We start from the raw sequence: 21,141 nt of genomic DNA, 5'->3' as shown, positions 1-21,141 counted from the left end.
ATTAGATTCCGTGAGAAATGAGGTTCATAAACTCTTGGCGCGTTTTGGCCTGCTCAAAGGCACCGCTAAACTCGCTGGTGGTGGTGATGGAGTTTTGTTTCTCTACACCACGCATCTGCATACACATGTGCTTAGCCTCGACCACAACCATCACACCCAGGGGATGGAGTGTCTCTTCTATGCATTGGCGAATCTGCATGGTCATGCGCTCCTGCACCTGCAGGCGATGGCTGAAGATGTCTACCACACGGGCAATCTTCGACAGACCAGTGATGTAGCCATTAGGGATATATGCCACATGTACCTTACCGTACATTGGCAGCAGGTGATGCTCACAGAGTGAGAAGAAGTCAATGTCCTTCACAATCACCATGTGGTTGTAGTCCTCTCTGAAGAGGGCGCCTGTAAGCACCTCGTGTGCATCCATCTCGTAACCGCGTGTAAGCACCTGCATGGCCTTGGCCACGCGCATGGGCGTCTTCTGCAGTCCTTCGCGTTCTGGGTCCTCGCCCAGCAGCTCCAGCACACGCTTATAATGTGAGGCCAACTCGTCGAGGCCTTCTCTGTATTCGGGTTCTGTTGTCATTCTATAATTATTGTGATAGTGTGATTTTTCCTTTGACGATGGTGGCCGCGTCGTAGCCCATCTTGCGCACTTCGAGCATCTTCTCGTGAGCCTCCTCGTAGGTGCGGTAGTTGCCCAGACGGCAGATCCAGCGGGGCGAATAGAAATGCACGTAAACCTCCTCGCCAGGGAACAACTGACGGAGGGCGTTGCCTGCCTGCTCGGCACGCTGGCGGTCGCGACGTGTGTTGCCACCCGCAAAGACCTGAACGCGGTAGCCTGTTGTCTTAATTGTATGCTTAGGCGCCTGACTCACTGAGTCGGGCGTTGTTTCTTTCTGCTCTATGGCAACAGGATGCTGCTTGACCTCATTGCTTGTCTGCTTCACCTCTGTCTTCTGTTGCTTGTCGTCAGCTTTCTGTTGTGGCTGAACGGTCTTCTTTGGTTGTGGCTTTGCCACGGGCTTTACGTCCCTCTTCGTTGTTGTCTCAGGATTACCGTTAACCAGTTCCTCAATAGTCTTGTCCTGATGAATGGTAACGGTGCCTTGTCCCTGCACAGTCTTCTGGATGCGCTGGGTAAAAGTCTGTGCGTCGGCACTGAAAATAATGCCGACACACAGAATAAGGATAGTGATGAAGTGCTTCATCATAAATGCGTTTTTGTTTCTTTATTTGAAGGCGTCGATGATGCCCTTGAAGTCAGCAGCCTTCAGTGAAGCGCCACCAATCAGACCACCGTCGATGTCGGGCTTTGCAAACAGCTCAGGAGCGTTTGAAGCCTTGCAAGAACCACCATAGAGGATAGTGGTATCGTCGGCTACAGCCTGACCATACTTCTCAGCGATGATTGAGCGGATATAAGCGTGGATCTCCTCAGCCTGCTCAGCGGTAGCGGTCTTACCAGTACCGATAGCCCAGATAGGCTCGTAGGCGATAACAATCTTGCGGAAGTCTTCCTCGCTCAGGTTGAATACTGAACCCTCGAGCTCGGCCTTTACAACCTCGTTCTGCTTGCCAGCCTCGCGCTCCTCGAGTGACTCACCGATGCAGAAGATAACCTTCAGATCGTTCTTCTGAGCCAGCAGCACCTTCTCCTTCAGGATCTCTGGAGTCTCCTTGTAGTACTCACGACGCTCAGAGTGACCCAGGATGACATACTGAGCACCAGTGCTCTTTACCATCTCGGCAGAAACCTCACCGGTGAAAGCACCCTTCTCCTTGTCAGCGCAGTTCTCAGCACCCAGACCGATGATGTTCTGGTCGAGGAACTGTGCGATAGAAGCGAGGTGGATGAATGGTGTGCAGATCACTACACCACAGTTAGGCTTCTCAGCCTTCAAAGTCTCATTCAGCTCCTTTGCCAGAGCGATACCATCCTGGAGATTCATGTTCATCTTCCAGTTACCTGCAACAATTTTCTTTCTCATTTTTACTTCTTTTTTGTTGATATAACTAATTAGTTTCTTATGTCTTCTAATCCATTTTGTCCATGCCCACAAACGGTCGGCAATCGTTAGGAGCATCAATGGCAGGACAAACCACAGCAGAATGCGGACGATGCGCTTGCCCACGGTGTCGTCGGGCATCTTGCCCAGTGTCGACTCTTCCAAGGGCTTTTCCAGTTCCTGTTCGTTGGGCAGCAGGTTATGACTCCATTTCTGAATCACCACGCCGTCTTTCAGCAGGATGAGACCGGGGTTGCTGCGGATAACCGTCTTCAACGTTGTTCCGTCGGTCTGACAGAAGGGGTAATCCGCACCCGTGAGGTCGCGCCACAGGTTGATGGCCTTCTCACCGCTGGCGGTAAGTCCGTAGAACGGATAGTCATATTCCTGTGCATACTCATACACCTGGTTAATCAAGTCCAGTTGCGAGTCGTCTGCCTGCTCCAGATAGGGTGCCACCAGCAGGAACGTATATCCTTCGTTGTTCAGCACCTCTTCGGTAATGTCCTCGCCGTTGTCCATCCGTTCGATGAAGAAATCGGCATAGGGCGATTCCTGTCCTTCCATCATCTGCATCCATCCAGTTCTCAGGTCGGTGCCCACATGGTACGGCCGGAAGTCAAACTGTGGTCTGTCGTAGAGACTCCATGCCGAGATGACCAGAGTGAATATCAACGAGTAGTTGACGACAATCCATTGATTCGACTCGCTGACAAATCGCACCATCTTTGTTGGCCATTTCATCACCACGATGGCAGCTGCGAGCAGCACCACGTTCTTCCAGAAAGTCTGCCAGTTGGTCAGTACCACCGCATCGCCAAAGCAACCGCAGTCGCTAATGGGGTTGGTCAGTGCTAACCAGAGTGTCAACGGTGTCATCAGCGCCATGATAATCACCGCAAGATGAGAACAGAGTCTGCGCCTGATGGCGAACAGTAGGAAGATGCCGATGCAGAACTCCGTTGCCGAGATGACCACCGATAGGATCAGTGCGCCAGCGTCGGGCAGCCAGGCTCCCAGGTTCATCGCCTGCAGATAGTCCTCAATCTTGTATTGCGTGCCTATAGGGTCGACAGCCTTGACGAATCCAGAGAGGATAAAGACCGTCGCCAGCACCAGGCGACACAAATTGACGATAGTTTTTTTCATTCTTTCAACTTGATCAGTCCGAAGACTGCGTAGTTGATGATGTCCATATAATTGGCGTCAATACCCTCACTGATAAGGGTCTGTCCGCTCAGATTCTCAATCTCCTTGATACGCTCTATCTTGGTAAGGATGAGGTCGGTATAACTGCTCACACGCATGCCGCGCCACGCCTCGTCATAGTCGTGGTTCTTGCGTTTCATCAGTTCCAGGGCCTCGTGGGCATAGTGGTCGTACAGCGCCATGGCGGCGTCGTTGTCCATATCCACCGTATCGGCAAAGCCCTTTTCCAGTTGTATCAGTCCTACGATGCCGTAGTTGATAAGGGCCACGAACTCAGGGCGGATACCTTCGCCCACCAGCGACTCCTGCTTGATTTCCAGCGAGCGGATGCGCTTGGCCTTGATGAAGAGTTGGTCGGTCAGCGAGGCAGGACGCAAGATGCGCCACGATGCTCCATAGTCGTGCAGTTTCTTTGAGAAAATGTCACGACATTCGGCGATGGCGGCCTCAAACTCAGCATTTGTCTTTTCAAACTTATCCATAATCGGGTGCAAAGTTACGACTTTTTAAGGAGTTAACAGGTTAGGGTGGTGTTAAAAGGAGTTAAAGCTACTGCTCCAACTCCTTTTGTTTCTGACGTATGTACTTGATTTTGGCGCCCAACAAATCCCATTGCACTTTCAGAGAGTCGCGCTTCATGCGTAGCAAGGTCAGGTCGGTCAGTTCCTGCTCTGTGGCCTGCAGTGCTGCTTTATGGGCATCCACCTCTGCCTGTTTTTGCTGGAATTCGACCTTGACGGCCTCTAGTGTTGAGTCAACGATGGCCAGTTCCTGCTGGGCTGCCAGCAGACTGGAATCCTGTTTCTGTTTCAGTGCCGCTTTACGAGCATCAATCTCGTCTCGGCGTGAGTTGCCGCAGGCTGCGGTGAACAGTGTGGCAACTATCAGTGAACTAACAATAAAATATCTTTTCATCCTTTAGAAATTAACTGCAAACGAAGCACCGATGGTGAAGAAGCTCACGTTCTTTTCCTTCTTGTAAACGATGGGATCCATGGGCGCACCGAGCATGTCAAACAGAGAACTGATGTTAGGTGTACCAACCTTGAGGTAGCGCAGTGGGTCGGCCGTCAGTGTATACTCCTTCTTTGAGAAGTCATAGTCGCAGAACAGTCGCCACGAGAAGTTCGACTTATAGCGATAGGTCAGTGACAGACCAGTGCCGAAATTCGTCGAGTTATTACCTCCCAGGGTCAGGTAGTCCCATTCTATGTCATAAGGATTGTTTGTTGAATAGAAGTCCTTGACAATCAGCGACATGTCGTTCTTGTCTGGATCGGCATAACCATCCGAGATATTCATATCGTATGCCATGTTCTTGGTGTCGCCCTGATAGTGAGCATTAATATCCAATTCCTGTGTCATTGATCGTCCGATAAGCAGCTTCGAACCCAGCGCGAAGCGACTGCTCAGTGGCAGATTGAAATACAGACCTACATTGGCCGAGAACTCCGTCAGGTGGTCACTCTCAATGGAATATTCCTCCAGGGTGGTTAGGTTCTGCATCTCGTTCTTGATGGTTTGTGTGGGCATGCTCGAAGCCATGTCAATAATGTCTGCCAGACTGCTTTCCAAGTCTTTGCGATCGCTCTTGGCATCCTCAATGAAGTTACTCCATCCTTTGGCAGTCATGGCACGTACGCGCAGACGACCGCCTATACCCACATATTTGTTAAGGAAGTAAGCACCTTCAATATCCACAACCGAGGCTGTGTGGAAATCCACGTTAAATGCCTCAGAGTCCTCGTCAAAATCGTTATCCCCTGCATATTGCTCGTCGCTGTCATGGAAGGTCAGGTTTTTCAGACCATAGCTCATGCCCATTGAAATGGCAAAGAACGATGGTCTGTCGCTCACACCCTCCAGGTCGCCTCGCAGCAGTCCTTTGTTCTTAAACAGCACGTCGCTCAGCGCGTAGCCCAACTCGGTTGACATGATACCGATGCCGGCGCCCGACATCACATCGCTGATCCAGTGACGGTTGTTCAGAATACGCATGATACCCGTGGCGGTGGCCACACCATAGCCAGCCACAGAATACCAGGGAGAACGGGTCAGTCCATACTCCTTATGCAGCAGGGTAGCACCCACAAACGAGGTGGCTGTATGGCCTGATGGCCATGAGTTGGCTGTCGAACCATCAGGGCGCATCTCCTTGGCAGTGTATTTGATGCCGTTCACAAAGCCGGCCATGATGCCGTATGACATGACTGCCGATGCAAACAAGCGGGGCCAGTCGCTACGACCTTCCACACCACCCAGTTTCAGGCCCACGGTCATGGCTGGACCGAAGAACTGCGTGTAGTCGTCAATGCGTGTCTTAAAGCTGGTGAGCAGTCGGGTGTTGGCATGTGCGTTGCCATAGTCCTGACGGAAGTTTGCTTTATCGCCTTTGATGGCAATGCCAGCCAGGAAGAGGGGCACGCCTGCAAACGACAAATCGTCCATTACCTTATTTGCTTTCACGTTGGGATTTGTCTTCGATGTAAAGAAGTCGAAGTCCATCTTAGTGCTAACAGTCGTATTGTTCAGTTGATAGTCCAGTGGTGTTTTGGTCACTTTCACCAATTCAGGTTTCAGTTCTGGTACTTGCAGTTTCAGTGGCTCTTGGTTCAGGTAGTTTTCTGCACTTCCGCTCACCACGGAAGCGATGAAAGCAATGATTAAAGCTAGATTTTTCATTCCGATAGATTATTATATTTTGGTGGCAAAGATACTAAAAAAAATTAAATAGACGTCGAAGATGCTGTTTTTTTTGTAATTTTGCAGTCCAAATAAGAAGAAAAACAAAGAATGAAGTTATTTTCTGACGAAGAACTGGCCGAGATTCTTGACCAGGATATATTCCACCAGATTAGCGAGGCTGCCGACCGCTTAGGCCTGGAGTGCTATGTTGTGGGCGGTTTCGTTCGCGACATTTTTCTGGAGCGCCCATCCAACGATATCGATGTCGTGGTGGTGGGTAGCGGCATCAGTGTGGCCAAGGAACTCAAACAGATGCTGGGGCGCAAGGCCCACCTCTCTGTATTTAAGAACTTTGGCACTGCTCAGGTGAAATACGTGAGTAGGGCAGCCGACGGTTCCAAGAAAGAAGTCGAGGTGGAGTTCGTTGGCGCCCGCAAGGAGAGTTATAGTCACGACTCGCGCAAGCCCATCGTCGAGAATGGTACGTTGGAAGATGACCAGAACCGTCGCGATTTCACCATTAATGCCATGGCTATCTGTCTGAACAAGGAACGCTTTGGTGAACTGGTCGATCCCTTTAATGGCTTGGCCGACCTTGAGGATGGCATCATTGCCACTCCCTTGGAACCAGGCATCACCTTCAGCGACGACCCCCTGCGCATGATGCGCTGTGTGCGCTTTGCCACCCAGTTGAACTTCCAAATTGAGGACGAGACCTTCGAAGCCCTCGAGCGCATGGCCTCGCGTATCAAGATTGTCAGTGGCGAGCGTATCGAGGTGGAACTCAATAAGATTATCATGTCTCCCCATCCCAGCAAGGGTTTCGTCGACCTTCAGCGCTGTGGCCTGCTCAATATCATCCTGCCAGAGTTGGCAGCCCTTGATATTGTTGAACAGAAGAATGGGCGTGCCCATAAGAACAACTTCTATCATACGCTGGAGGTGTTGGAGAATGTGGTGAAGAGTCAGAAGCAGAAAGGCAACTTCCCACCCTCAGCCTTCAACTCTCAACTCTACCTCCGTTGGGCGGCTTTGCTCCACGATGTAGGTAAGACCAAAACCAAGCGCTGGGACCCTGCCATAGGCTGGACCTTTCACAATCATAATTATGTAGGTGCCAGAATGGTGCAAGACATCTTCCGCCGACTGAAGTTGCCTCTGGGTCCTGAGATGAAGTACGTGCAGAAACTGGTCGATCTCCACATGCGTCCGCAGGTCATTGCCGACAGCGAGGTGACCGACAGTGCCGTGCGCCGTCTGCTGAACGATGCTGGCGATGATATCGACGACCTGATGACCCTTTGCGAGGCCGATATCACCTCGAAGAACGAGACACGCAAAAAGATGTTCCTCGAGAATTTCCGCATGGTCCGCGAAAAATTGGCCGACCTGCAGGAGAAAGACTACAAGCGACTGCTGCAGCCTGTAATCGATGGTAACGAGATTATGGAGCTGTTCCATCTGAAGCCCTCACGCGAGGTGGGCACCCTGAAGCAATGTCTGAAGGATGCCGTGCTCGACAATAAGGTGGAGAACGAGCGTGAGCCCCTGATGCAATTGCTCATGGCCAAGGCCCGTGAGATGGGACTTATTTAATCAGCCGTTTGCGTCGGTTGATAATCACCAATCCTTTATAATGACTGTCCACGTGCTGTCCGTTCAGGTTATAGCGCGTGTTGTCACGATTGGGCATCGGTTTTATGTCCGTCGTATGAATAGTGATAATGTCCGTTGATGTCGTATCCGTCTGGGTCGTATCATCGGGCACTATTTTTTTCATAAAGTCGAACGATGCCAGTCCGTTGTCCACCGCCATGTTGGTGATGGGCTTCGACATCAGATATGTCGAGTCCGTGTTCATGTTGTTCAATTTGGCGGCAGGGGCCGATGTGTTGGTCAGCGCGTTGTTTCCTGCTGCCGAGGGGTAGGGCCATCCCGCCAGGAATGTTGATATATATGTCTGCGGGTTGTTGTTGGCCGCAAAGATAGTGTAGCGCTGGCGCGATGTGGTGTTCACCCAATCGTATAGGAACACCCTTTTGTTGTAGTCCACATGGAAGATGACGATGCCATTGCCAGGCACCTTACTGTCCCATTTTGTCTGCTGACGGTTCTCAATAATGTAATACTCATCCTGATGGCCGTCGTTGCGCACCATATAGGCCATGGGCTCGTCGTTGAGGGCCGGCATGTCGGTGATAGTTGTGTCGGCAGTCAGTTCCTCGGGCGTCAGCCATCCCATGTACATGCGTTCAAAAGCCGAGTAGCCTGTAGGAACGAATCCTTTGCCATTGTAGTTGCCACAGTCCATCAGGTCCCATTCTCCCACATATTTCGCACGGCCATTGTAAAAGTCGGGCAGTCCAAAACAGTGGCTGTATTCATGACAGATAGTGCCGAAGGTACTGCCGTTGACATCGTTCGATAGCTCGTTAACGCAACAGTAGGAATCCACCAGATAGGTCTTGTCGTTATACGAAATACTGATGGGACCGCAGTTCTCGTGCATGCTCATCCACCACTGGTGTGGCCAGATGGAGTTCGTTCCGCCACCGTCATTCAAGCCTTTGCCGGCATAGATGATGAGCAGTTGGTTCATATAGCCATCTCCGTTCCAGTCGTACAGACTCCAGTCAATATCCATTTTCTTCAGACTGTCCATGATGTCCTGTACCAAGTATTTCGAGTTCTCGTCGTCTCTGGCCGTACTGCGATATTTGCTAGCTTTATCCACAGTGATGTAGTGCACGTCGAAGTTGAGGTTCAACTGCCCGTAGCTCTGGTCGCGGAAGTAATCGTGTACAGACCCTTGGAAAGGCTCTTCCTCAAAGTCCTCGGCATTCAACACCTTTTCCCAGTGTTCTATGGTCTCAGCTTCATTGGCAGAAAAAACCGTGTCGCTGAAGGCAGCCAATACCACCAGTTGGTGTCTGTTGCCAATATAGGTGGTGTCTTTCGTCTGTTCATCATCGCTTCCCTCCAAGGCGGCTCGTCGCGTCTCGCTCACATATGCCGGCACACCCTTACTCATCAGTTGTGGGCGGCATCCTCTCTGTGCCATAGCTTGTTGTGCGATGCCCATAAGTAGCAGGCACATCATCCATATTCTTGTACATCGTTTCATTATCATCTGTGTTTTCTCGATGGCAAAGTTACATATTTTTGTTGAGAAACGACCCTCTGTGTATAAAAAATATGGTCGCTCATGCCGATTCGTTGAATAAATCGGGGTGTTGGTTGAAAAAATTAGGCCAATGCCCCGTTTTTTTCTATCTTTGCGCCAAACAAACGAAACGATATAACTTATTATACTACAAAAATTGTTGATGGTGAAGAGGTTATTTTTATTATTGTTGACGATGGTAGGTGGGTTGTCTGTGCAAGCAGGCAACTACACCTACCTCACTTTTCAGACCACCGATGGTGCCAAGGTTTCAGTGCCTGTTGCTTCGCTTGCGATAACCATCAGTGGCAACGCCCTGACAGCTGGAACGCAAACGTTTGTGCTTACCAATCTGAAAACCATGTATTTCTCTGCTGCCAACGAAACCACGGCTATCCAGCAGGTCACTCGTGAGACCTTGGACGAGGCTGTGGCTATTTATGACCTTCAGGGTCATCAGGTGGAGAAGGCACAGATGAAGTCGGGTGTTTATATTGTGAAGACCAAACAGAAAAGCTTTAAGATGATTGTAAAATGAAGAAAAGGTTATATTTAGTTATCGCAACCCTGATGCTGGTGAGCATCGCTATGGGTCAGACGCTCCATGTACGTATGGGCAGCGTCACTTATCTGTTTCCAGCCGACAAGACGGGCGAGATGTCCTATGCCGACGGCCGGACGCTGAGTGTAATGGGCAAGACCTTCGACCTCAGCACCATAAGTACTATGACGGTTGACGATGCGACAGTGAAAGACAATGCCGTTAGTATCACCTTTAGTGGTACTACGGCCACTGTCGTTATTAGCGGTAATATTGCGCCTTATGTCACAGCCACTGTTAATGGCGCCCATGTCAGTATCGAGCAAACCAACACCGACGCCGTTGATGGCGACGAGATTACCTATACCCTGAGTGGCGAGACCGCCAACGGCTCGTTCTCACTCGCAGGTTCCTATAAATGTAGTATCGCGCTCGATGGCCTCACGCTGACCAACTCCAGTGGGGCGGCCATCAGCATTACCAACGGCAAGCGCATCCAGATCAGTGCCAAGAAGAACACGGTCAACACCCTGACCGATGGCTCTAACGGCACGCAAACCGGCTGTATCTATAGCAAAGGACAGATCCAGTTGCAGGGCAATGGCACGCTGAACGTGACAGGTAACACCAAGCATGCCATCAAGAGTGGCGATTATGTGCGTGTAAAAAACCTCACGCTCAACATCACCAAGGCAGTGAAAGACGGCATCTCGTGCAACGAGTACTTCCTCATGGAGAGTGGCATGGTGACCATCAGCGGTGTGGGCGACGAGGGTGTCCAGTGCGAGCTCGACGGCACCACCTCGACAGGTCAGACCACCGACCACGAAGATGAGGACAGTGGTAATATCTATATCGAGGGCGGCACCCTCCAGGTGACCAGCACCAAAGGTGAGGGCATCGAGAGTAAGGGCGAGTTGACCATCAGTGGCGGCAATGTCTGCGTCAATGCCAAGGACGATGCCATCAATGCTGCCAGTCACCTCACCATCACGGACGGCATTGTCTATGCCTGTTCTACAGGCAACGATGGTATTGATGCCAACGGCAACTGTTATATAAAAGGTGGTACCATCTTTGCCATTGGTGCCCGTCAGCCCGAGGTGGCCATTGATGCTAATACTGAGCGCAACTTCAAACTCTATGTCAGTGGCGGCACCATCATTGCCATTGGCGGACTCGAGCGTGGCAGCAGTCTCACGCAGTCGTGCTATCAGGCCTCGTCGTGGAGCAGCAACCGTTGGTATGCGCTGACAGTCGGCTCTCAGACCATTGCCTTCAAGACACCCTCGAGTGGTGGCAGCGGTCTGGTGGTGAGCGGCGCCTCGCAGCCCACGCTGAAGCAGGGCATCACGGTGAGCGATGGTACCCAGATTTTTGGTAGCAATGGCTATGTCGATGCCACTGTCACTGGCGGTTCTAATGTCACACTCTCGGCCTATTCCAATCAGGGCGGTGGTCCTGGCGGTGGCGGCGGCCCTTGGTGGTAAGTGAGTGGTTATGAAATATAATAAAACAGATTCTGTCACGTTATTGATGATGAATAAGCGCATGAATTTGATGAAGCAGTCGCGACAGGAAAATCTGATTTATCTCGCGGTGTGGGGCCTGCTCTTTGCTGCTCCACTCCTCAGTCTCTATGTGCGGACGGTCAGTGATGCCAATGTGGTGTTCAACTGGGCGGAGGTGTTCTTGGTGTGGCGTATGCTGGCCATCTTTCTGCTGCTCTTCCTATTACATAATTTTTTGTTGGCCCCTTTGTTGATTCACGGCCATCGACGCGTGACCTACTTCTCCATTGTAACAATGGTGTTGGCAGCGTTCATCGTTTATCAGTGCAGCACGAAGCCCGACAGACGCATGCCTCTGGGGCATCGCCCACCGCCTCGCATGGAGATGGCTGGCAAGCCTCGTCCGCCGCTCAATCCACGCCATCATAAGGGCTTCCGACGCCAGCTGCCGCCTCCTCTTGTGAACGAGCGCGACATCCTGAGTGTGGTGGTGCTGGTGCTGATGTTTGGTGCCAACCTGGGCATCAAGGGCTATTTCCGCAGTCGCGACGACCGTAAACGACTGGTTGAGCTCGAACACCAGAACCTGGAACAGCAGCTGGCCTATCTGCGCTATCAAGTCAGTCCCCACTTCTTTATGAACACGCTCAACAATATCCACGCCCTGGTGGATATCGACCCAGCTAAGGCGCAGGAAACCATCGTCGAACTGTCAAAGATGATGCGCTATGTGCTCTACGAGGGCGAGAAGACGAACGTGCCCCTGACCAAGGAGATGGCCTTCCTTCGCACCTATATCACCCTGATGCAGTTGCGCTATACCAACAAGGTGAGCATCTCGCTCGACCTGCCTTCCCAGGTGCCCGACCGCTCGTTGCCGCCCCTGCTGCTCATCTCGTTTGTCGAGAATGCGTTTAAGCATGGCGTCAGCTATCAGCGCGAGTCGTTCATCGAGGTCAAGGTCGCCATCGTGAACGATGTGCTCATGTTCTCTTGTCGCAACTCGAAGGCCGACGTGCCCAACGACGAAAAGGGTGGGGTGGGCCTGACCAATGTGCGCAAGCGCCTCAACCTGCTTTATGACCACGACTATTCGCTGAGCATCCGCGACGATGCCGATGTCTATACCGTTGAACTTAATATCCCCCTGTCATGATACGCTGTCTTGCCATCGACGACGAGCCCCTGGCTCTTGGCCAGTTGGTCACCTATATCAGTAAGGTGCCTTTCCTTGAGTTGGCTGCCCAATGCCAGAGTGCCCTGGAGGCGCGCGCCTTCCTCGAGCACGACACGGTGGATGCCATCTTCTGCGACATCAACATGCCCGACCTCAACGGTATGGACTTTGTGAAGTCGCTCACGTGTCCGCCGCTCATCGTCTTCACCACGGCCTATTCCGAATATGCTGTCGAGGGGTTCAAGGTCAATGCCGTCGACTATCTGCTCAAGCCTTTCGGACTGCAGGACTTCCAGCGTTCGGCCAGCCGACTGAAGGAGCGCATCGAGGGTGCCTCCATGGTGAATGAACAAGCGGATGTCATCTATCTCAAGACCGACTATCGCGTGGTCACTGTCCATATTGCTGATATACGCTATATCGAGGGCATGAGCGAGTATCTTAAGGTGTGGGTCGAGGGCGAGCCCAAGCCCATCATCACCCTGCTTTCTATGAAGAAGATGGAGGAGCGCCTGCCGTCGTCGTTCATGCGCATCCATCGCTCTTATATTGTTAACCTCACTAAGATCCAGGAGGTCAACAAGAACCGTGTCATCCTCGATGCCAACACCTATCTTCCTGTTGGCGACCTTTATAAAGAAGCCTTCCAGTCTTATCTCCAGAGTCGCTTCATCCGATAAGACCTTTAGGTCATATCCCCTTAAACGGATATTTTTAGGCATTTCTCTTGCAAATTCACGGAAAGTTTGTATCTTTGCAGCAGATACCTTTATAAATGTTCGATGAAATGAACATCGATACATATATTTATATACTACCCTAAAAACAATAATGTTCGAACAGCTAACGATAGATATCATCCTGTTACTGATGCTGTACTCCGTAGGGGCGACGGCGTCGGCAGGGGCTTGCGTTTACCTGCTATTCAGACGGGGCAATGCGTTCGCACCGAAGGTAAAATCGCCCAGACGACTGCGCCGCTGGACGGCCGCGTTCTTCGGCATCGTGGCGGCGGGCCATTTCTGGTACCTGCCGGCGGACATGGTGGCCGATGACAAGGCGGCCACACTGTGGATGCTCATCGGCGGACTGCTCGACTGTCTGCTCACCCTTCCCGTGGCCATCATCATGCTGCTGTGCATGCTGCAGGACAGGAGGCGGCCGCTCTGGCCCGTTTGGGTGGCTGTGGCGCCGCTGGTGATACTGATGGCGGTGAGCGTGGGCATGCGTAGCTATGCGCTGTTGCCGTGGATGCGTGGCTATCTGCTGCTGATGGGCATCTGTTTCACGGTTTATATGACGCGCGCCGTATGTCAGTACGGCCACTGGCTGCGCGACAACTTTGCCGACCTGGAGCACAAAGAGGTGTGGCAGAGTTTCGTGGTGCTGGCCGTGGTGGTGCTCATGTTTGGCATCTATGCCAGCGGCGATGGTGGCATGGTCTACGAGCTCGTCATCCAGGTGTGCGCCCTGATGATGGTGGCCTACCTCTTGTGGCGTGTTGAGACACTGCAGAGCCTCGAGCAGGATGTTCCCCTGTCCCTCTCGGTGAGCGAGAGGAGTGATGGCCTTGCCAGCGAGACTGTCGATAAAATTGAGTGCTTGCTGCGCGACCACTGCGAGGCCACGCAGCTCTACCTGCAACGTGATCTCACCGTGAGTCAGCTGGCGCAGGTCCTGGGCATCAACCGCTTCTACCTCAGCCAGTATTTTTCGCGCAAGAACACTACCTACAATACCTACATCAACACGCTGCGCATCGCCCACTTCGAGCACCTCTACCACGAGGCCGTCGCTGCCCACCGTCCCGTCTCTGCCAAGTTCCTGGCCGCCCGCTGCGGCTACCGCAGTTACAGCACCTTCAGCTTGGCTTTCAAGCAGCGTACCGGCCAGAGCGTCACGTCGTGGATGCGCCAGATGGGGCGCACCGAGTAGTTTTTGTCGCACCGAGTAGTTTTTGTCGCACCGAGTAGTTTTGGTCGCACAGATTTCACAGATATTGATTCGCCAGCGAATCATGTTTTGCGCAGCTAAATGGTCTGAATAATTTTTCTTCAGAATGAAAAATCTGTGTCATCTGCGTAATCAGTGCGACCTTATATTTTTTTCCGTGTGGCCTCACTGATAGTTTATTTGTCGCTCAGATATCACAGATAACACAGATAATTCTCCTGAAGGAGAAATGTTTGTGGCGGTAGCGTGCCAGAAACCTGTGATATAGACTTCTCCATTCATTATTCGCCTGCGAAAAAAATAATCTGTGTCATCTGCGTAATCAGTGCGACCATTATATTCCCGTGCGGCCTCACTGATTATTTATTTGTCGCACAGATATCACAGATAACACAGATAATTCTCCTGAAGGAGAAATGTTTGTGGCGGTAGCGTGCCAGAGACCTGTGATATAGACTTCTCCATTCATTATTCGCCTGCGAATAAAAAAATCTGTGTAATCTGCGTAATCTGTGCGACATAATTTCTCCGTGTGTAAGAATCAGTTAATCAGGCGAACGATGCCTTCCCGAATGTTGGCGGATGAGAAGTTGACTAACAACCCCACACGCTTATCCATCAGTTTAAGATAGGTAAGCAACTGTTTTGCGTATACCGGTTTCATCTCCTCGACGGACTTCAACTCGACAATCACTTGATTCTCGATGAGTAGATCCAAACGGAGAGCCGTTTTAAGTATATTCCCCTTGTAATGGATGGGTACTTCCATTTGCCGTTCAACTTTCAGACCACGCTGTCGGAGTTCAAAGACCAATGCTTCTTCATATACGGATTCCAAAAGTCCAGGACCTAACGTGTTATAGACATCAAAGATAGCTCCTCGTATCTGATACGTCAATTCATTATCTGTCATATATATGTCTTAGAAGATTCTTTGTAACACTTTACATGTAATAACGTAGAGGCCCTTGTTATATTATTCGCCTGCGAAAAAAATAATCTGTGTCATCTGCGTAATCAGTGCGACCTTATATTTTTTTTCGTGCGGCCTCACTGATTATTTATTTGTCGCACAGATATCACAGATAACACAGATAATTCTCCTGAAGGAGAAGTGTTTGTGGCGGTAGCGTGCCAGAGACCTGTGATATAGACTTCTCCATTCATTATTCGCCTGCGAAAAAAATAATCTGTGTCATCTGCGTAATCAGTGCGACCTTATATTTTTTTCCGTGCGGCCTCACTGATTATTTATTTGTCGCACAGATATCACAGATATCACAGATAATTCTCCTGAAGGAGAAATGTTTGTGGCAGTAGCGTTCCAGAGACCTGAGATACGTGCTGTGACAACCCTTATTCGCCTGCGAATAAAGAAATCTGTGTCATCTGTGAAATCTGTGCGACATAATTTCTCCGTGCGCCATGAGCTCCGCTGAAGACTTTCGAATTTGTCTCATTTCGTGCCACCCCACTTTTGTATTTGTCTCATTTGCTCCCTCCGACTCTCAAAATCTGCAAAAACAGTTTCAAAATCAGCAATACTTTCGCCGGCGTACGAAAAGCTATTGCACGATTGATGAATTCTTTGTAAATTTGCAGCATAACATAATCTAATACCTCAATGTAATCTAATACCTGATGAATATGACAATCATTATGATTTACACATTAGTAGGGGTGGTGACATTGCTCACCATCCTCTGCTGTTGTTTGTATTATGCCCTTAGCAGCCGAGACAACCGGCTGAAGCGCCTCTCGGACGAGAACCGCGATCTGCACGAGGTGATTAACGACATGGAGTCGGAAGATTGAGACCGCAGTCGTTAGATATTTAAGAAAAACGGACTGGACGACATACATATATACGAACCTAATTAATAACATTTTAAAACTTAAAACTTATGAAACAAAAGCGATTACTACTTCTGCTCGTGCTGCTCGCAGCAGTAGCGACGGGCGCAGTGGCGCAGACAGGTATGATAAATGGCTTGTTCTCCGTCAGTCCAACCAAGAGAGTTTATTTCTCGAAGGGCAACTTGCAGTATGATGGTACAAATTGGAAGTTTGCCGAGAATCAGTGGGAAGTTCTTGGTGCAAATGGCACAGGAGCTACCGGAACGGCTACCAACTATCCTATGGACTTCTTCACATGGGGTAACATAGACAGCCCAACTTATAATGGAACTACTTATTACACTGGAAACGCCGACTTGAGCGGCATTACCGACTGGGGCAGCCGCATGGGCTCTGGTTGGTACACACTGAGCAAGGATGAGTGGCTCTATCTCTTCGGAATGGAATCGAGTAATACTGACAAGAGTGGTCATGCCCGTTACCGCAAGTATTTCCGTGCGACGGTGAACGGCCTTCCGGGTATAGTCCTTCTTCCAGATGACCTCAGCGGTATCAGCGACATTCCTGCAGAGTCGAACCGTGGTACGGCATCAAATTTCGCTAAAACTTACACTACTGATGCTTGGTCTGCTATGGAGTCTGCGGGCTGTGTTTTCCTGCCGACTGCCGGCTTCCGGAAAACTGACGCTTCGGTGAGCCATGTCGGTTGGAGCGGCTTCTACTGGGCGAGTACGGCCTATGACGCGGGCAAAGCGTACACCTGGGGCTTCGATAATACCTTTGTAGATCCCGCGGGCAACTTCGATCGGACCTTCGGGTTCGCGGTGCGCCTGGTTATTGATCAGTACTACCTGACGCTGGCCGACGGCACGAAGGATGCCGACAAGTGGACGGTGAAGGTTGGCGAGGGCGAGGCCCAGGCGCTGCCCGTGGGAGGACTCAGCGAGGGCGACGCCGTGACGCTGAAGTACAACGGACGGCTGAAGGTGAAGAAAGTAACCGCCACTACCGACGTGTTGGTGCCCACCGACCTCTCAAAGTTGACAGCTGCCTATACAGCGCAGAATGGCGAGATTCTGACTGGAACGACCAGTCAGGAGATATCGATTGCCGCCGGTGCCACAGTGACGCTGAAGAATGCGACTATCAATTATCGAATCAAATGTTTAGGCACTGCCACCATCATCCTGGCAGATGGTTCTACGAATGCGGTGAATGCGTCTGACACCTATAATGCTGGTATAGTTATTGGTGGTGAAGGCACAACGCTCACCATCGATGCTGAAACCGTCGGTGATGGTAAACTCACCGTTCAGGGTGGATATTATTCTGCCGGTATCGGAACTGGTACTGCATCTACATCCGCTGTGACTGGTGGAAATATTTTGATTAACGGTGGTACGATAACCGCTAATGCCGGCTCATCTTATGGTGCTGGTATTGGCACAGGCTATGCTGACAAAAATAACACATGTGGCGCTATCGCGATTAATGGCGGTACGGTAACCGCTATTGGTGGCGGTTGGGGTCCCGGTATTGGAACGGGATTTGTTAATAAAGCAAACAATACATGTGGCGCTATCACGATTACTGGCGGTACGGTGACCGCTACTGGTGGCAGTCTTGCTGCCGGTATTGGAACGGGACAGGTTCAATATGCAGGTGGAAGCTGTATTTGTGGTAACATCACGATTACTAAGGGTGTTAAAAGCGTTACTGCAAACAAAGGTACTGGCAATGGCACTTTTTATAGTATCGGTATAGGAAAAGTAGCCAGCGGCACTAATTCCTGCGGCACGATTACCATCGGCGGTCAGCAGAAAGATCAGAGTGAGTTTACAGGTGCTACTTACACCTATCCTCCCTCGAACTAACTCGCGCCCCTCTCGCGCATATATAATATATAAGGTATAAACAATATAAAGAATACAATTATGCAAAACATAAAGAAATATTTTATGACGCTCGCACTGCTACTCACGGCAGTCACGGGCGCCTGGGCCGAGGAGAAAATGGTGACAATAAATTATAGCACCATGTCCTCGGGAGCGGTTACAGCTACAGGATTCAATATATTAGAAAATTTTTTATATATAAGTAAAAATCCTGCAACCATCACAACTAGTGAAGGTGTTATCACCAAACTGGTTATCAAGAAATACGACGGTTCATTTGGAGATGCATTCACTGAAGCCAACGTAGGCGTGACGCCAGGCACCATTACCTACGGCTCCGACGAGATTACCGTCACGGACATCAATGCTGAGAGTGTGACACTGTCGAGAAAGGGAACTGATAACTGGTCTACATCCTCTGTTGATGTTTACTACGGCGCTCCCGCCGCTTTCCCCTTCCCCATCACTTGGGACGCTACGAATAAGACGACGGGCTTCAATCAGCCTGCGGGAAATGTGACCATGAACGTGGAGTACTACCCAGTGGCTGAGCTCACCAAGGCTCCTGCGGCAAAGAGCGACATTAAGGCTGCTACTGCCGACGCCATCGTTACTGCTGGCACCGTGGCTATGATTGGCCAGACCGAGAACGCTCAGGGCACGCTGATGTACTACGCTGTGCAGAGCGAGACGGCTCCCGAAGCCCCCGACTACGACAACAAGGGCTGGAGCGACAAAGTACCTACGGCTGCCGACTTCAACCAGGGCAACGTCTATGTATGGTACTACGTGAAGGGTAATGACGGCGACGCTGAATCAACCTTCAACGACGGCGCTATCACGAAGCTTGGCGAGAGTGGCTACGTAACGCTGGCAGCTCCTCCCATCTACGCCATCACGCTGGCCGAGGGCACTGAGGATGTCGGCGAGTGGGTCATCTCGCCCGCCGAGGCCACCAAGGGCCAGACCGTCACCGTCACCTACACCGGCTCACGCAAGGTGAAGAGCGTCAAGGCTGTGAAGAAGGGCGGCGCACCTGACCCGAAGCTCGCTACTCCCCTGACCATCGAGGCTATAACCGCCGGATTTATTAGCGTTTCGAGTCCGAAGGAGGGCATGCAGTTCTCGCTGGACGGCGGTGCCACCAAGAATGCTGTCACCACGGGTCAGATTGTGTTAGCTGCAGGCGACAAGGTGCAGTTCTACGGCAACGGCACCAGCATCACCAGTTATTACGGCACCAAAATTACCGGCAGTGGCAACGGCTTCACCTGCAAGGTGTATGGCAACATCATGAGTCTGGTGGACGAAACGGGATTTGCCACCGCCACGACACTATCGGAGAGTGTAACTTTCTATGGATTATTCTACGGAAACACTACGCTGACCGACGCCAGCGGCCTGCTGCTGCCCGCCACGGAGCTGACACCGGAGTGCTACAATCAGATGTTCAGGAGCTGCACCAGCCTGACCGCTGCGCCCGAGCTGCCCGCCACTGAGCTGGCCGGCCACTGCTACCGCTCTATGTTCATGGGCTGCACCGCCCTGACCACTGCGCCCGTGCTGCCCGCCACGGAGCTGGTCGAGAGGTGCTACTATCAGATGTTCATTAACTGCTCGAAGCTCGCCACCGTTACCTGTCTGGCTACGTCGGGCATCAACGATAATTCCAGCACCACTAACTGGCTTAAAAGCGCCGGCTCGCAAGTTGAGGGTACTAAGACCGTCTATACTGTCAGCACGGCTAACTGGCCAGAAGGAGACACCAGCGGCATCCCCACCGGCTGGACGCGCGTGAAAGTGGACAACTAAAGGACCAAAACGCGCCCCTCTCGCGCGTATATAATATAAAAGGTATAAACAATATAAAGAATACAATTATGCAAAACATAAAGAAATATTTTATGACGCTCGCACTGCTACTGACGGCAGTCACGGGCGCATGGGCACAAAGTTCGCTCAACGTAGTAGAATTCGAGGTGCCCGCAGCGTGGGCAAACGACAATAGCCCAGTGACCGCTGGCGACCTGCCAGGATTCAAGGCCTCAACCTTGGCTGAGGCCGAGAAATGGAAGGGCGCACCCAAAACAGGTAATGCTATGCTCATCTATGCATTCGATGGTAATACAATTAATTTGGTTCAATTCTCAAATGAAGCACCTATTGTTGGTGGATCAAAAGCTGAATGGACGAAAAAACAAGTCTTTGGCTTGAAATTAAATTATAAGTTTTTCATCACCACCGAAATTACCGAGTGGCCCCTGACATCGCAGGACGGCAAGCTGTGGACACTCGCCAAGATGCCCGCCAACGACATCGAGCTGCAGGTGGAGTACTTCGCCGAGAGCAACATCTTCTTAGGTAAGGAGGCTCTGGCCGACAAGGCAAACATCGTCGTGACCGCTGGCGAATTAGGCGTACAGTTCGACGAGGACGGCAAGTCTGCCAACACCGTCACCGAGGGCAGCACCGTTACCACCAAGTACAACGGCACGAAGAAAATCCTCGGCATGAAGGTGGAGAAGAAGGCGAAGGGCAACATCGTTGACCTCTCGACATATTCGGGAACCTCTTATGAGGTGACTGAAGATGTGACTTTCACGGGTACGACAAATAATGAGATATCTATCCTGTACAAAGGCGAGGGCTATGAGGTAACGCTCGACAATGTAAACGCCCCAAAGTGTTTTATAGCCGCTCAGGATGATAATTATACTGTGAATGTAAAGCTGAAGGGCACGAGCAGATTGGCAGGTATATATGATCAAAACGCGGATATAATCATCGGCGAGGCAGCAGCTGGCGGCACTGTGATTTTATTTGATGAATCTCCCCTCGGCGGAAATGGAACAACAATCACTATCAACGGAGGCACGGTGAAGGCTAAAGCCTCTGCTTCTTCTGCTGTATATGACATGCTCGAGGTAAACGGCGGTGCTGTGTATATTGAAGCAGCCGAAGATAGTAAAGCCGTTTCCATCGATGCATCGGGCAGCGTCACCTTATACGGCTGGAACGGCAGCGCATGGGAAACTTATAAAGACCATCGCTACCTGTCGACGGACAACAGCAAGGCTCCAACAGAATGGACTTGGTAACCTCTAGCGCGTATATAATATAAAAGGTATAAACAACATA

Annotated in this window: 18 protein-coding genes; 10 read left to right on the top strand and 8 right to left on the bottom strand. The window is 51.1% G+C overall.

Going from position 1 to position 21,141, the window contains the following annotated elements:
* Nucleotide 1 precedes the first annotated feature (1 nt).
* From folE to M1D30_RS11205, 6 genes are all read right to left on the bottom strand, one after another.
* Nucleotides 2-586 (bottom strand): GTP cyclohydrolase I FolE, encoded by a 585-nt coding sequence (gene folE / locus M1D30_RS11230; protein WP_248504005.1) that lies wholly within the window; start codon nt 584-586, stop codon nt 2-4.
* A gap of 7 nt (nt 587-593) precedes the next feature.
* Nucleotides 594-1,217 carry an SPOR domain-containing protein gene (locus tag M1D30_RS11225; protein WP_248504003.1) on the bottom strand — a complete coding sequence of 208 codons (624 nt, stop codon included), beginning with the start codon at nt 1,215-1,217 and terminating at the stop codon, nt 594-596.
* 18 nt (nt 1,218-1,235) lie between these two features.
* Entirely contained in the window at nt 1,236-3,161 is a 1,926-nt protein-coding gene (gene tpiA / locus M1D30_RS11220) for a triose-phosphate isomerase (RefSeq protein WP_248504001.1), read from the bottom strand.
* Nucleotides 3,158-3,703 (bottom strand): DUF1599 domain-containing protein, encoded by a 546-nt coding sequence (locus M1D30_RS11215; RefSeq protein WP_248504000.1) that lies wholly within the window; start codon nt 3,701-3,703, stop codon nt 3,158-3,160. The genes tpiA and M1D30_RS11215 overlap by 4 nt, the downstream gene beginning before the upstream one ends.
* 67 nt (nt 3,704-3,770) lie before the next feature.
* Complete coding sequence (locus tag M1D30_RS11210; RefSeq protein ID WP_248503998.1) at nt 3,771-4,136, bottom strand: hypothetical protein; 366 nt, start codon at nt 4,134-4,136, stop codon at nt 3,771-3,773.
* 3 nt (nt 4,137-4,139) lie between these two features.
* Entirely contained in the window at nt 4,140-5,903 is a 1,764-nt protein-coding gene (locus M1D30_RS11205; RefSeq protein WP_248503996.1) for a phosphatase PAP2 family protein, read from the bottom strand.
* Between the two features lie 111 nt (nt 5,904-6,014).
* On the opposite strand from M1D30_RS11205, the gene M1D30_RS11200 reads away from it, so the two are divergent.
* Nucleotides 6,015-7,502, top strand: coding sequence for a CCA tRNA nucleotidyltransferase (locus tag M1D30_RS11200; protein WP_248503995.1), 1,488 nt, complete (start codon nt 6,015-6,017; stop codon nt 7,500-7,502).
* Here M1D30_RS11200 and M1D30_RS11195 read toward each other — a convergent pair.
* Entirely contained in the window at nt 7,495-9,030 is a 1,536-nt protein-coding gene (locus M1D30_RS11195; RefSeq protein ID WP_248503993.1) for a M6 family metalloprotease domain-containing protein, read from the bottom strand. The two genes, M1D30_RS11200 and M1D30_RS11195, sit on opposite strands and share 8 nt — an antisense overlap.
* Before the next feature lie 202 nt (nt 9,031-9,232).
* On the opposite strand from M1D30_RS11195, the gene M1D30_RS11190 reads away from it, so the two are divergent.
* The 5 genes from M1D30_RS11190 to M1D30_RS11170 all read left to right on the top strand — a co-directional run bounded on the left by M1D30_RS11190 (nt 9,233) and on the right by M1D30_RS11170 (nt 14,233).
* The gene (locus M1D30_RS11190) at nt 9,233-9,607 is read left to right on the top strand and encodes a hypothetical protein (RefSeq protein ID WP_248503991.1); all 375 of its coding nucleotides are present in this window, start codon (nt 9,233-9,235) and stop codon (nt 9,605-9,607) included.
* Entirely contained in the window at nt 9,604-11,100 is a 1,497-nt protein-coding gene (locus M1D30_RS11185; RefSeq protein WP_248503989.1) for a carbohydrate-binding domain-containing protein, read from the top strand. Before M1D30_RS11190 ends, M1D30_RS11185 begins: the two co-directional genes overlap by 4 nt.
* Before the next feature lie 10 nt (nt 11,101-11,110).
* On the top strand, nt 11,111-12,277 hold the full coding sequence (locus M1D30_RS11180) for a sensor histidine kinase (protein ID WP_248503987.1): 1,167 nt from the start codon (nt 11,111-11,113) through the stop codon (nt 12,275-12,277).
* Nucleotides 12,274-12,978, top strand: coding sequence for a LytTR family DNA-binding domain-containing protein (locus tag M1D30_RS11175; RefSeq protein ID WP_248503985.1), 705 nt, complete (start codon nt 12,274-12,276; stop codon nt 12,976-12,978). Before M1D30_RS11180 ends, M1D30_RS11175 begins: the two co-directional genes overlap by 4 nt.
* 151 nt (nt 12,979-13,129) lie before the next feature.
* Nucleotides 13,130-14,233 (top strand): AraC family transcriptional regulator, encoded by a 1,104-nt coding sequence (locus tag M1D30_RS11170; RefSeq protein ID WP_248503984.1) that lies wholly within the window; start codon nt 13,130-13,132, stop codon nt 14,231-14,233.
* Between the two features lie 559 nt (nt 14,234-14,792).
* On the opposite strand, the gene M1D30_RS11165 is transcribed toward M1D30_RS11170, so the two are convergent.
* Nucleotides 14,793-15,164 (bottom strand): GxxExxY protein, encoded by a 372-nt coding sequence (locus M1D30_RS11165; protein ID WP_248503982.1) that lies wholly within the window; start codon nt 15,162-15,164, stop codon nt 14,793-14,795.
* Nucleotides 15,165-15,910: 746 nt separating this feature from the next.
* Between M1D30_RS11165 and M1D30_RS11160 the strand changes: the two genes are divergently transcribed.
* The 4 genes from M1D30_RS11160 (at nt 15,911) to M1D30_RS11145 (ending at nt 21,101) form a co-directional block, all read left to right on the top strand.
* Nucleotides 15,911-16,066, top strand: a complete 156-nt coding sequence (locus tag M1D30_RS11160) for a hypothetical protein (RefSeq protein WP_248503980.1) — start codon at nt 15,911-15,913, stop codon at nt 16,064-16,066.
* An 89-nt stretch (nt 16,067-16,155) separates the two neighbouring features.
* Nucleotides 16,156-17,982 (top strand): hypothetical protein, encoded by a 1,827-nt coding sequence (locus M1D30_RS11155; protein ID WP_248503979.1) that lies wholly within the window; start codon nt 16,156-16,158, stop codon nt 17,980-17,982.
* A gap of 60 nt (nt 17,983-18,042) precedes the next feature.
* The gene (locus M1D30_RS11150; RefSeq protein WP_248503977.1) at nt 18,043-19,815 is read left to right on the top strand and encodes a hypothetical protein; all 1,773 of its coding nucleotides are present in this window, start codon (nt 18,043-18,045) and stop codon (nt 19,813-19,815) included.
* Between the two features lie 68 nt (nt 19,816-19,883).
* Nucleotides 19,884-21,101: a hypothetical protein gene (locus M1D30_RS11145; RefSeq protein WP_248503975.1), complete on the top strand. Its 1,218-nt coding sequence runs from the start codon at nt 19,884-19,886 to the stop codon at nt 21,099-21,101.
* Nucleotides 21,102-21,141 lie beyond the last annotated feature (40 nt).

The sequence above is a fragment of the Prevotella sp. E15-22 genome (assembly GCF_023204875.1).
GTDB lineage: Bacteria > Bacteroidota > Bacteroidia > Bacteroidales > Bacteroidaceae > Prevotella.
This window is presented reverse-complemented; position numbering and strand designations above follow the sequence as displayed.